The following is an 11,837-nucleotide window of genomic DNA, read 5'->3' as shown; positions in this document are numbered from 1 at the left end:
AGCGCTGACTAGAAATCAGCCAACCACTGTGTTGCGTTCCCGCCTGGCCTGGCCGTGGCAGGAGGCCAGCCGGGCCAGCAGGTGATCGAGCTGCTCGGCGCTCTGGCTCTGCACCAGGCCTATGCTGACGGTCACCGGCCGCTCGGGTAACAGGCTCGCATCGGCGATCTCGAGACGCAGCCGTTCGGCAATCTCGAGGCCGCTCAGCCGATCTGTCTGGGAGAGCATCAGGATGAAACCGTCCTCGTCCCAGCGGGCGAAGGGATCTTCCCGCCGCAATTCGCGGCGCACTATGCGGGCCAGCTTGGCCAGCATGGCGTCGCAGGCGGCCTCGCCAAACAGCTGTAATATCTTGCTGCGGTGATCCACGGTGAACTGCAGCAGACAGAAGCTGCCGCTCTCGCTGGTCAGCCGCTCGTCCAGCAGCGACTCGAAGTGACTGCGGCTCTCGAGCCCGGTGAGGGGGTCGGTGTCGTGGCGATCGTCCAGCTGGGGCATGACCGCGTCCAGATGGCGCACCACCCCCAGCAGCTGGCCTCGTTCGTCGCGGCGCACCCGCTCTTCCAGCCGAATGTAGTGGCCCTGATGGTGCAGGATGCGGTACTCGAGCCGCAACCCGCTGCTGCGCCCCTCCCGACAGGCATCGATGGCCTCCCCCAGGCGGGGCCCGTCATCCGGGTGCACCCGGGCCAGCCAGCCGAGATCATCCAGCTCGTTCCCCACCAGCCCCAGCAGTTGCAGGCAGGAGGGATCGCGCCTCAGGCCCTGTTCGGCCGACCAGGTCCAGATCCCGGCCTCCAGCATCGCCATGGCTTCTGCCTTCAGCGTCACCTCAAGCGGGGTAATGACCTCAACCCCGGGAGTCTCATACCTTTCCATCACGCGCCTCGAAACCGGATCTGACTGTCTGCCCAGACAGCAACACTCAATAAGTAACATTGGCGATTGCGCCGAGCAACAGCGTCAACTCGCTTTTCCCTGGTGCCCTTTTATCCGCACCAGCCGCTCCATCAGCGCCTGCCAACCCCCAGACACTAAGTGGAGGCCGAACTCAGCCCGTCTTGCCTTGATAGCCCGCCATCAGCGCCTGCCAGTTCTCCGGCACGAAGTGGAAACTGGTGTGCAGCTGCGACTCCTTGTTGAAGGAGCGCAGCAACCGCTCCAGATTGGCCTGCTGCCAGCTGCCGGGGGAGCGGATAGCCCCCTTGTCAAAATCGATCACCCACACCTTGCCCTCCTTGTCGAGCAGCAGGTTGTGGCTGTTGAGGTCGGCGTGACAGACCCCGGCATCATGCAGCCGGCGCACCGTCTGACCCACCTTGTGCCACACCTCGTCGGGGAGCGCCCCCTGCTTGAGCAGGGCCACCAGATCCTTGGCGCCACGGATGCGCTCGATCAGGATGTCGGCGCGATAGAAGGGCCCCTGCTTGACCATGCGCGCCGCGAACGGCCGTGGCACCGGCAACCCCTGCTCGCTCAGCTGGGCCAGCAGACGGTATTCGGCCATGGCGCGGCTCGATTCGACCCCTTCGAACCAGAAGCGATCCCGTACCAACTTGCCCACCATGCCGCCGCGATAATAGTGGCGCAGCACCAGGTGGCGCGACTCATCCTTCACGAACCAGGTCACCCCGCGGCCTATGGCGGAGCCCACCACCTGCCGATGGGTCTGCCACCAGGCCGGATCGAACAACGCGGGGGAAGGGTCGCGGAAGGCGCCTTCGGCATACCAGCAGATCTGGTTGTGGGCGGTCTGTGTCAGCATCATGAGTATTCCGGTCGATAGTGGGGCGCAATGCATCCCGTCATGGGGACTGTGCCGGTCGGGCAGCTGGCGCAATTTTACAATCCACAAGGGAGTTTGCATAATGCCATCCATCCATTTTGCCACCATTGCGCCACATCATGCCGCTGTTCCAAACGCCGCCCTCCTCTATCTGCATCCTGCGGCTCTCCGCCATCGGGGATTGCTGCCATGCGCTGGCGCTGGTGCGCGTCATCCAGCGGGCCTGGCCAGAGACTCGCATCACCTGGGTAACCGGCAAGATTGAGGCGACCCTGTTTGCCGATCTGCCCGGGGTGGAGGTGATCCCCTTCGACAAGAGCAAGGGCTGGCGTGGCTACCGTGATCTCTGGCGCACCCTCAGGGGCCGCAGGTTCGATGCCCTGCTGCACCTGCAGGCGGCCCTGCGGGCCAGCATCGCCACCCTGGGCATCAGGGCCAAAATCAAGCTCGGGTTCGACAAGGCGCGGGCCAACGACGGTCAGTGGCTGTTCACCAACCATCAAGTGCCTTCCCCCGCCTCCCCCCATGTGCTGGATGGCTTTCTCGCCTTCGCCAGGGAGCTCGGCATCCAGGATCTGACCCCGGACTGGCAACTGCCCATCAGCGCCGAGCACCAGGCCTGGGCCCGGGAGAAGATAGACGGCAAGCCGACCCTGCTCATCTGCGCCGCCGCCAGCAAGGTGTTCAAGAACTGGACCGCCGAAGGCTATGCCGCCCTGGCGGATCACGCCGCCAGCAAGGGGTTTCAGGTCTATCTCTGCGGCGGGCCGGCCAGGCTGGAGCGGGATCTGGCCGCCGACATCCAGCGCCTGAGCCAGAGCAAGCCGGTGGATCTGGTGGGGCAGACCAACCTCAAGCAACTGCTGGCACTCATCAAGGAAGCCAGCCTGGTGCTCGCCCCCGATACCGGCCCCACCCACATGGCGACCCTGGCGGGCACGCCGGTGATCGGCCTCTACGCCCATCACAACCCGGATCGCACCGGCCCCTATCTGTGCCGCAAACACGCGGTCAGCGTCTATCAGGAGTTGATCGAGCAGGAGACCGGCAAGCCGCTGGCGGCGCTCGACTGGCGTACCCGCCTCAAGGATCCGGACGCCATGCGCAAGATCACCAGCGAGCGGGTCATCGCCGCCTTCGATCGGCTCTGTGCCGAGCGCCAGCTGCCGGGCTGAGGGGCAACTCGGAAATTCCGAGCCCTGAGGCAGGGATAATCTGATGGCCCGAACCGGGTGCCGGGGGCAGAATAGCGGCCGATGTGGGTAACGCTCCCGCAGCAAGCAACGAATACTTTGATCGGCTGGAATATGATTCCGGCCGTTTTTTTATCCGCCCCCATCTGCTAACATTCGCCGCCTTTACAACCTCCTGACTCTGATTCTTCCGCGTTTTGCGAGCGACTGTCTCCCTTTCGGGCACATGACGGCAGCCTCTGCTACAACCAAAACACGGGTCATCGCTTAAAGGTACAGACATGGCGCAACAAGGCACTCTCTATATCATCTCCTCCCCGAGCGGGGCCGGTAAGTCCAGCCTGCTCAATGCCTTGCTGACCCAGCACAACGACGCCGGCAAGATGCAGCTCTCCGTCTCCCACACCACCCGCGCCACCCGCCCCGGCGAAGAGCACGGGGTGCACTACCACTTCGTGCAGGTGGAAGAGTTCAAGGCGCTGATCGAGCGCGGTGATTTTCTGGAGTGGGCAGAGGTGTTCGGCAACTACTACGGCACCTCCCGCGCCGCCATCGAGGCCTGTCTGGCCCAAGGCATCGACGTCTTCCTCGACATCGACTGGCAGGGCGCCCGCCAGATCCGCGAGCAGATGCCGACCAAGTCCATCTTCATCCTGCCCCCGAGCCGGGAAGAGCTGGAGCGCCGCCTGATCGGCCGCGGCCAGGACAGCAGCGAAGTGATCGCCGGCCGGATGGCGAAAGCCATTGCCGAAATGGTGCACTACGACGAGTATGACTATGTCATTATCAATGAAGACTTTGAGCAGGCGCTGTTCCAGCTCAGGGCCATCATAGAGTGCCAGCGGCTGGAATTGCGCCAGCAGCAGCAGGCCCAACAAAACTTGCTGCAACAGCTACTGGCAGAATAGGCCAAAAACAAGTAAACTTTTGCGTCATTTTTAAACACTGCTTTTTCAAACACAGAAAGCCCAAACACTGGAGTCCTGCATGGCACGCGTTACTGTAGAAGATGCTGTAAAACAGGTAGGTAACCGTTTTGACCTGGTGCTGGTCGCCGCACGCCGCGCCCGTCAAATCGCGGTACAAGGCAAAGATCCCCTGGTCGACGAAGAGAACGACAAGCCGACCGTGATCGCCCTGCGCGAGATCGAACTGGGTCTGGTCAACAACCAGGTGATGGATACCCAGGACCGCTACGAGCAGCAAGAGCAGGAAGCCGCCGAGCTGGCTGCCGTTGCTGCCATCGCCGAAGGCCGCGGTTAAGTTATTCCTCATGGTCGGCGCCCGCCCGGGTGCCGACTGTTCTTCCCATTTACAACCGCTCGAAAACCTCGCAAACTCGAGGGCATACCCTCAATTCCACGGATTGTCGTTTCACCGCTGCGGGGACTGTCTTGTATTTATTTGAAAATCTTAAAGAAATAGCCAGTTCCTACCTGCCTCCAGAGCAGGTTGAGAAGCTCAGGCAAGCCTATGTGGTGGCCCGTGACGCTCACCAGGGACAGATGCGTTCCAGTGGCGAGCCCTATATCACCCACCCGGTTGCCGTTGCCCGCATTCTCGGCGACATGCGACTCGATCACGAAACCCTGATGGCCGCCGTGCTGCACGACGTCATCGAAGATACCCCGGTCACCAAGGACGATCTCGCCGAGCTGTTCGGCAACGCCGTCGCCGAGCTGGTATCCGGCGTCTCCAAGCTCGACAAGCTGAAGTTCCGCGATCGCAAGGAAGCCCAGGCCGAAAACTTCCGCAAGATGATGATGGCCATGACCCAGGACATCCGGGTCATTCTGATCAAGCTCGCCGACCGCACCCACAACATGCGCACCCTGGGCTCACTGCGGCCTGACAAGCGTCGCCGCATCGCCCGGGAAACCCTCGAGATCTTCGCCCCCATCGCCAACCGCCTCGGCATTCACACCATGAAGAACGAGCTGGAAGAGCTGGGCTTCGAGGCGCTCTACCCCATGCGCTCGCGGGTGCTGCGGGAATCGGTGCGCCGCGCCCGCGGCAATCGCCGCGAGATCATCGACTCCATCGAGAGCGAGATTGAGGGTCGCCTGCGCGAGGCCGGCATAGATGCCCAGGTCAGCGGTCGCGAGAAGAACCTGTTCTCCATCTACAACAAGATGGAGAAGAAAGAGCTGCAGTTCCATGAGGTGATGGATATCTACGCCTTCCGCGTCAGGGTGAAGGACATAGACACCTGCTACCGGGTGCTTGGTCAGATGCACAGCCTCTACAAGCCCCGTCCCGGCCGCTTCAAGGACTACATCGCCATTCCCAAGACCAACGGCTACCAGTCCCTGCACACCTCATTGGTGGGGCCGCACGGAGTACCGGTGGAGGTGCAGATCCGCACCGAGTTCATGGATCAGATGGCCGACAAGGGGGTCGCCGCCCACTGGGCCTACAAGCAGGATGGCGACAGCTCGGGCACCACGGCCCAGATCCGCGCCCAGCGCTGGATGCAGAGCCTGCTGGAATTGCAGCAGAGCGCCGGCAGCTCCTTTGAGTTCATCGAGGGGGTCAAGACCGACCTCTTCCCGGACGAGATCTACGTCTTCACCCCGGAGGGCCGCATCATGGAGCTGCCCGCCGGCGCCACCCCGGTGGACTTCGCCTACACGGTGCACACCGACATCGGCCACGCCTGCGTCGGCTCCCGGGTCGACCGCCACCCCTACCCCCTGAGCAGTCCGCTGCACTCGGGCCAGACGGTGGAGATCATCACGGCGCCGGGCGCCCGCCCGAACGCGGCCTGGCTCAACTTCGTGGTGACCACCAAGGCGCGCTCCAAGATCCGCCAGTTCCTCAAGAACCTGCGCACCGAAGAGTCGGTGGTGCTGGGTCGCCGCCTGCTCAACCATGCCCTCGGCGCCAAGAACATCGAAGACATCCCCGAGCCGCGCATCAAGCAGGTGCTGGCCGACACCAAGCACGAGAACCTGCAGGGGCTGCTGGCCGATGTAGGGCTGGGCAACGCCATGAGCGTCATGGTGGCGCGCCGCATGCTGGGGGACGAGCTACCGCCGGAAGAGCAGCCGAAGTCCAGCAGCAAGAAGATGCCCATCAAGGGTGCCGACGGCATGCTGGTCACCTTCGCGAACTGCTGTCGCCCGATCCCGGGGGATGCCATCATCGCCCACATCAGCCCGGGCAAGGGACTGGTCATTCACCAGGAGTCCTGCCGCAACATCAAGGGCTACAGCCGCGAGCCGGACAAGTACCTGCCGGTGCAGTGGGAAGTGGACAAGGAGCAGGAACAGGAGTTCCGCACCGGCATCAGCATCGAGATCGTCAACCACCAGGGTGCCCTGGCGGAGCTGGCCAACGTGATTGCCGCCACCGGCGCCAACATCCACGCCATCAGCACAGAAGAGAAGGATGGCCGGGTCTATCTGGTCACCCTGCTCATCACCACCAAGGGCCGCATCCACCTTGCCAACATCATGCGCAAGATCCGGGTGATGCCCAACGTGCTCAGGGTGAGCCGACAGAAGAACTGATCACACAGGCGGCGCGAGCCGCCTGCTGCTTTTCAAGAGACACTCATGGCCCCATGCAGCAGCCCACCTGCCTTGTTGCGTGCACCAGCCTCACGACATAGAAACCGATATGACTCCTGAACGCTTTAAACGGATCTCCGACATGCTGGCCCAGCGCCAGCTCGATCTCACTGTCTGTATGCCTGGAAAGACGCCCACAAGCCTCACTCGATAGAAACTGACATGACACCTGAACGCTTTAAACGGATCTCCGACATGCTGGCTCAGCGCCAGCTCGATCTCACTGTCTGCATGCCTGGAAAGACGTCCACAAGCCTCACTCGATAGAAACTGACATGACACCTGAACGCTTTAAACGGATCTCCGACATGCTGGCCCAGCGCCAGCTCGATCTCACTGTCTGCATGGAAGAGGTCCACAAGCCTCACAATCTGGCCGCCATAGTGCGCACCGCCGATGCCATCGGCATTCACCGGGTCCACGCCGTCTGGCCCAAGACCTGGATCCACAAGCGCAAGGGCACCGCCCGCGGCAGCCAGAACTGGGTCGACGTCAAGCTGCACCCGGATATCGGCAGTGCCGTGGCCGAACTGAAAGCCTCCGGCATGCAGATCCTGGCGACCCATCTCTCGGAGAGCTCGGTGGACTTTCGCGCCATCGACTACACCAAGCCGACCGCCATACTGGTGGGCCAGGAGAAGCACGGCATAGGGGAAGAGGCGCTGGCCCTGGCCGATCACCATATCGTCATTCCCATGGTGGGCATGGTGCAGTCCCTCAACGTCTCGGTGGCCGCCGCCGCCATACTGTACGAAGCCCAGCGCCAGCGCGAGCTGGCCGGCTGCTATCAGCGCGGCTGCCCGCTCGACCTGGAGGAGCAGAACAGCATACTGTTCGAGGGGGGCTACCCCATCTATGCCCAGCTCTGCAAAGAGAAAGAGATGCCCTATCCCCAGCTCGGCCCGGCCGGCGAGATCCTGGCGGACGAAGCCTGGTGGCAACGGATGCAGCTGACCCGCAAGGGCTGGGCCGCACAACAGGACGATCCCCTGGATATGGAGTATCCAACCGATGAAATTTAACGCTCTGCCCCTGCTGGCCCTGACCCTGTTTTCTGCCGGAGCCCTTGCCGTGACCAATCCCTATCAGCTGACCACGGAAGCCGACGTCCCCGCCCTCCATCAACAGACCCTGCCGGATTTCTGGCGCCAGCACGCCGTCGAGAGCGCCTTCAAGGCCAAGGACGGGGTGACCATCCGCTATGCCGCCCTGCGCCAGGCCAAGGTGGACAGAGCCATACTCCTGGTCAATGGCCGGGTCGAGAGCTACCTCAAGTATCAGGAGCTGGCCTGGGATCTGTGGCGTCAGGGCTACAGCCTCTACCTCATCGATCACCGCGGCCAGGGGCTGTCGGATCGCCTGCTGGCCGACAAGGAGAAGGGCTATGTCGCCGACTTCGACGACTATGTGCTGGATCTGAAGCAGTTCCATGACGAGGTCATACTGGCGGACAAACCCGCCAAGCTGTTCCTGCTGGCCCACTCCATGGGCGGCGCCATCTCGGCCCGCTATCTGGAGCGCTGGCCGGATGATGTCGAGGCAGCCGTGCTCTCCTCCCCCATGATGGGCATCAACCTCGGCGGCCTGCCCAAGTGGCTGGCCCAGGGGCTGGCGGCCACCATGGATACGGTCGGCAGCTGGTGGGGCGAGCCCCCCTATGGCCCGGGCCAGACCGGCTATGTCTCCCATGAATTTGCCGACAACGGCCTGAGCCACAGCGAGCCCCGCTACCAGGCATTCCGCCAGCTCTATGAGCAGCATCCGCATATCAAGCTGGGCGGGGTGACGGCCCACTGGATCCGCGAGGGCATCAAGGCCGGGGATGCCGCCATCGCGGAGGCAGACAGGATCAAGACGCCACTGCTGCTGATCCAGGCCGGGGAAGACGGCATTGTCGATAACCAGGCCCAGGACAGCTTCTGTGCCCGGCTCCAGTGTGAAGGGGGCAAGCCGCTGCGGATCGAGGGGGCCTGGCACGAGCTGTTCATCGAGGCCGATGCCCAGCGCCTGCCTGCCCTGACCGCGACCCTGGACTTCTTCGCCCGCTTCTAGTGGCCGGTTGCGTGACGTGCCGGGGGAGTGGCCAGCGTCCCGTGTCCTGCATGGCGTCACTTGCCACCCAGGCGCGGTCTGCACCGGCACGACAACAGACCCAGGGACTGGTTATTTTTTGGATCCCTAAATAAATGGGGTCACACCGGACGCTGGGGTACACTGCCACGGCGTTCCACTGATGCCGAGGTAATGATGTTCAAGGTAGTTGTGTCCGATCTCGATGGTACCCTGCTCAACGGGCAGCACCAGATCTCCTCCCGCACCCGGGATACCCTGCACCGTCTGGTGGATCAGGGGATCAAGTTCGTGGTGGCCACCGGCCGTCACCATGTGGATGTGCGCAGCATCCGCGATGCCCTGGGGCTGGATATCTACCTCATCACCTCCAACGGCGCCGTGGTGCACGACAAGCAGGATACCCTCGTCTTCAACCAGGCTCTGCCGAGCACGGTGGCAGCCGAGCTGATCGCGCTGGAGCGCGACCCCTCCATCCACATCAACGTCTACTACGGCGACGAGTGGCTGGTGGAAGAGGAGATGCCCTGGCTGCTGCAGTTCCATCACGACTCCGGCTTCAGCTATCGCCTGACCGATCTCGCCAGCCACCCGCTGGACAAGATCAACAAGGTCTTCTACATCGGCGAACACGAAAAACTGCTGCAGATAGAGGCAGAGCTCAACCAGCGTTATGGTGATCGGATCAACGTCACCTTCTCCCTGCCGGATTGCCTCGAGGTGATGCACGCCGGGGTCCACAAGGGCAATGCCGTGCGCGCCGTGCTGGAACAGCATGGGCTTGAGATGTCCCAGGCGGTCGCCTTCGGTGATGGCATGAACGACTTCGAGATGCTGAGCATGGTGGGTCGGGGTGTGGTGATGGGCAACGCCCATGATCGCCTCAAGCTGGCCCTGAGCGAACACGACAGAACCCTGAGTTCGGATGAGGATGGCGTCGCCGTCTATCTGGAGCAGCTGTTCGCCATCGATCAGACAGGCGCGGCCTGATCTCCGCCTTCATGGCGATCTCCCCCGGGATCGCCATGGCACTATAGGCGCGCGAGCGCCTCATCGCTTGAAACTGTGGTTGCACTCCTTGCACCAGTACTGCCGGGAGATCTGCCGATCCAGGGTGCGACCGAGCCATAGCCCGACCCCACCACCGGTTGCACCACCGACCAGGGCGCCGCTCAGGGCACCCGCGATGGCGCCTATGGATATCCCCACGCCACCCAGAGTGGCCCCCAGCCCGGCCCCGATCTTGGCAAAGGTCGCCGCACAGGCATAGCCCCCCGCCGCGCCACAACCCAGGGCACAGGCCCGACCGACCCGTTCATCCAATGCTTTTTCGACCCCTTCTTTCAGACACCTTGGACATCTCATGATGCACCTCTTGGCTGACAGAACAGAACTTACTGCTCACTACCCGAACAAGTTTCGCTCCTATCGACACCGACTGCACACTTATGTGCCGGTAATAACTCAAATTTTTATGGCTCCTACCCAACAGCGAGACACCGTATGAGCCCTTTTAAAACATGAAGTCCGACAATGGCACGGTATTTACCTCCCCTTGCGAGACTCACCGCCATGACACTTCTCAATCGCTTGTCCCTCACAACCAAAACCCGCTTACCCGTGTTGATTGTGCTGATCATCATGTCCAGCGTAGTTGCCGTTGCCTACACCAGTTTTAGCGAGCAGCAGCGGGTTAATCGCACCGTTGTCGAGCAGATACTGCCGGTACAAAACTCTCTGGAAGATGCCTATCGCGACCTCTATCAGGTCATTGCCGCAGGCCAGGGGCTAAGCGTGGGTGGCCTCACCACCGAAAATGTGACGCATCAGCTAGCGGAGTTTCAGGATAATGGCCACAAGGCGAGAAACAGGCTTGTCCAGGTGCAAACCCTGATCGATGCAGGCCTCCTCGGCAAGCAGTACCAGAGCAATCTTGATCTCATGCTGGCGGAGTTTGATCGCTGGCTCGCACACTATCAGGCCGTGTTTGCCACTCCCCATGAGAGCAGCCATCTGCTTGCCAGTCATTTCCAAACATCACAGCAACAGTTCACCACCATCCGCAAGCAACTCAATGTGCTCAAGGATGCGATCGCGCTATCCCAGCAGGCCCTCAGACTGGAGGTTCAGGCATCGAGCCAGCATGCGCAGCAGGTTTTGAGCTTGGGCACACTCATCGCCATACTGCTGGCCCTGGTACTTACCTGGTCAGTCACCCGGCTCACGCTCAGACCCCTCAACCAGATGCAGCAGGCGCTTGAGGATATCGCCCAGGGCGAGGGCGACCTCACCCGACGCCTCACCATCACCTCGCGCGACGAGATTGGTACCCTCGGCTCCACATTTAACCGCTTCATCGATCAGGTACACAGGATCGTCAGCGATGTCAGCCAGACCGCCAGCACTGTGCAATCGGCATCACGGCAGCTGCACTCCCTCATGGAACAGATGCTCGGCAATGCCGAAGATCAGCAGCGCCAAAGCGATCAAATTGCCGCAGCGGTGGAGGAGCAGAACGCCACCAGCGCCCTCATGGTGACGCACGCCAGCCGGACCGAGCACGCTTCGGCCGAGGCGGCCGGCCAGGTAAAGAGCGCCACGACGGACCTGATGAATACGGTCACGGCGATGGAGTCACTGGCGCGGGACATTCACAGCTCGGAACAGGGCATTCAGCGGCTGAAGCAAGATGTCGGGCACATCTCTTCAGTGCTGGAGGTGATCCGCGGCATTGCCGAACAGACCAATCTGCTGGCACTCAATGCGGCCATCGAAGCGGCCCGGGCCGGGGAGCAGGGGCGCGGCTTTGCCGTAGTAGCCGACGAGGTCCGCACCCTGGCCAGCAAGACCCAGCACAGCACGGGTGAAATACAGCAGATGATCGAGCGGCTGCAACAGGGCAGCCAATTGGCCGTGCAGAAGATGGAGGCCAGCAGCCAGAGCGGCACCCAGGCTGTCGCTCAGGCACACCAGACCAGGGAGAGCCTGAGCCAGATGACCCAGGCGATCACCATCATCAACGAGATGAACGGCCAGATCCGGGATGCAGCCCATGAACAGAGCTGCGTCAGCACCGAGATCAACCACAATCTGAGCGTCGTCGCAGGCAATGGTCGTGCCATGCTGGAGAACCTGGAGATCATTCGCCAGACCTGTGGCCAGCTGGAAGACCAGAGCCAGCAACTGGCCACCACGGTGCAACAGTTCAAGATCTGA

At 62.2% G+C, this 11,837-nt stretch carries 11 protein-coding genes and 1 pseudogene; 9 read left to right on the top strand and 3 right to left on the bottom strand.

Annotated elements, in window-relative coordinates; all coding sequences use genetic code 11:
* Positions 1–15 precede the first annotated feature (15 nt).
* Both AC3WR3_RS17835 and AC3WR3_RS17830 read right to left on the bottom strand, forming a co-directional pair.
* Positions 16–879 carry a GGDEF domain-containing protein gene (locus AC3WR3_RS17835; protein ID WP_247627622.1) on the bottom strand — a complete coding sequence of 288 codons (864 nt, stop codon included), beginning with the start codon at positions 877–879 and terminating at the stop codon, positions 16–18.
* A 172-nt stretch (positions 880–1,051) separates the two neighbouring features.
* The gene (locus tag AC3WR3_RS17830) at positions 1,052–1,765 is read right to left on the bottom strand and encodes a 3-deoxy-D-manno-octulosonic acid kinase (protein WP_404838572.1); all 714 of its coding nucleotides are present in this window, start codon (positions 1,763–1,765) and stop codon (positions 1,052–1,054) included.
* Positions 1,766–1,893: 128 nt separating this feature from the next.
* Between AC3WR3_RS17830 and AC3WR3_RS17825 the strand changes: the two genes are divergently transcribed.
* The 8 genes and pseudogenes from AC3WR3_RS17825 to AC3WR3_RS17790 all read left to right on the top strand — a co-directional run bounded on the left by AC3WR3_RS17825 (position 1,894) and on the right by AC3WR3_RS17790 (position 9,611).
* Positions 1,894–2,961 (top strand): glycosyltransferase family 9 protein, encoded by a 1,068-nt coding sequence (locus tag AC3WR3_RS17825; protein ID WP_492292655.1) that lies wholly within the window; start codon positions 1,894–1,896, stop codon positions 2,959–2,961.
* Positions 2,962–3,260: 299 nt separating this feature from the next.
* On the top strand, positions 3,261–3,887 hold the full coding sequence (gene gmk, locus AC3WR3_RS17820; protein ID WP_139437069.1) for a guanylate kinase: 627 nt from the start codon (positions 3,261–3,263) through the stop codon (positions 3,885–3,887).
* 79 nt (positions 3,888–3,966) lie between these two features.
* Complete coding sequence (gene rpoZ / locus AC3WR3_RS17815) at positions 3,967–4,242, top strand: DNA-directed RNA polymerase subunit omega (RefSeq protein ID WP_005307060.1); 276 nt, start codon at positions 3,967–3,969, stop codon at positions 4,240–4,242.
* 131 nt (positions 4,243–4,373) lie between these two features.
* Positions 4,374–6,491, top strand: a complete 2,118-nt coding sequence (gene spoT, locus AC3WR3_RS17810; protein ID WP_139437071.1) for a bifunctional GTP diphosphokinase/guanosine-3',5'-bis pyrophosphate 3'-pyrophosphohydrolase — start codon at positions 4,374–4,376, stop codon at positions 6,489–6,491.
* Between the two features lie 109 nt (positions 6,492–6,600).
* A pseudogene (locus AC3WR3_RS17805) lies at positions 6,601–6,672 on the top strand (tRNA (guanosine(18)-2'-O)-methyltransferase TrmH); the annotation flags it as partial.
* A gap of 154 nt (positions 6,673–6,826) precedes the next feature.
* Entirely contained in the window at positions 6,827–7,573 is a 747-nt protein-coding gene (trmH, locus tag AC3WR3_RS17800; RefSeq protein ID WP_139437073.1) for a tRNA (guanosine(18)-2'-O)-methyltransferase TrmH, read from the top strand.
* Positions 7,563–8,603: an alpha/beta fold hydrolase gene (locus AC3WR3_RS17795; protein WP_492292633.1), complete on the top strand. Its 1,041-nt coding sequence runs from the start codon at positions 7,563–7,565 to the stop codon at positions 8,601–8,603. The genes trmH and AC3WR3_RS17795 overlap by 11 nt, the downstream gene beginning before the upstream one ends.
* Before the next feature lie 195 nt (positions 8,604–8,798).
* Positions 8,799–9,611: a Cof-type HAD-IIB family hydrolase gene (locus AC3WR3_RS17790; protein WP_139437077.1), complete on the top strand. Its 813-nt coding sequence runs from the start codon at positions 8,799–8,801 to the stop codon at positions 9,609–9,611.
* Between the two features lie 60 nt (positions 9,612–9,671).
* Here the strand turns inward: AC3WR3_RS17790 and AC3WR3_RS17785 are convergent, their stop codons facing one another.
* Positions 9,672–9,986, bottom strand: a complete 315-nt coding sequence (locus tag AC3WR3_RS17785; protein WP_492292630.1) for a hypothetical protein — start codon at positions 9,984–9,986, stop codon at positions 9,672–9,674.
* 276 nt (positions 9,987–10,262) lie between these two features.
* Between AC3WR3_RS17785 and AC3WR3_RS17780 the strand changes: the two genes are divergently transcribed.
* Positions 10,263–11,837: a methyl-accepting chemotaxis protein gene (locus AC3WR3_RS17780; protein WP_492292629.1), complete on the top strand. Its 1,575-nt coding sequence runs from the start codon at positions 10,263–10,265 to the stop codon at positions 11,835–11,837.

It is taken from the genome of Aeromonas sp. EU05-FHT14A05, from assembly GCF_058791175.1.
The sequence above is the reverse complement of the archived record's forward strand: the minus strand, read 5'-3'. Positions and strand labels throughout refer to the sequence as shown.

Coding starts and splice junctions, on each gene's coding strand:
- AC3WR3_RS17835 (WP_247627622.1), bottom strand. CDS start 879: ATGGAAAGGTATGAGACTCCCGGGGTTGAGGTCATTACCCCGCTTGAG.
- AC3WR3_RS17830 (WP_404838572.1), bottom strand. CDS start 1,765: ATGCTGACACAGACCGCCCACAACCAGATCTGCTGGTATGCCGAAGGC.
- gmk (WP_139437069.1), top strand. CDS start 3,261: ATGGCGCAACAAGGCACTCTCTATATCATCTCCTCCCCGAGCGGGGCC.
- rpoZ (WP_005307060.1), top strand. CDS start 3,967: ATGGCACGCGTTACTGTAGAAGATGCTGTAAAACAGGTAGGTAACCGT.
- trmH (WP_139437073.1), top strand. CDS start 6,827: ATGACACCTGAACGCTTTAAACGGATCTCCGACATGCTGGCCCAGCGC.
- AC3WR3_RS17795 (WP_492292633.1), top strand. CDS start 7,563: ATGAAATTTAACGCTCTGCCCCTGCTGGCCCTGACCCTGTTTTCTGCC.
- AC3WR3_RS17790 (WP_139437077.1), top strand. CDS start 8,799: ATGTTCAAGGTAGTTGTGTCCGATCTCGATGGTACCCTGCTCAACGGG.
- AC3WR3_RS17785 (WP_492292630.1), bottom strand. CDS start 9,986: ATGAGATGTCCAAGGTGTCTGAAAGAAGGGGTCGAAAAAGCATTGGAT.
- AC3WR3_RS17780 (WP_492292629.1), top strand. CDS start 10,263: ATGTCCAGCGTAGTTGCCGTTGCCTACACCAGTTTTAGCGAGCAGCAG.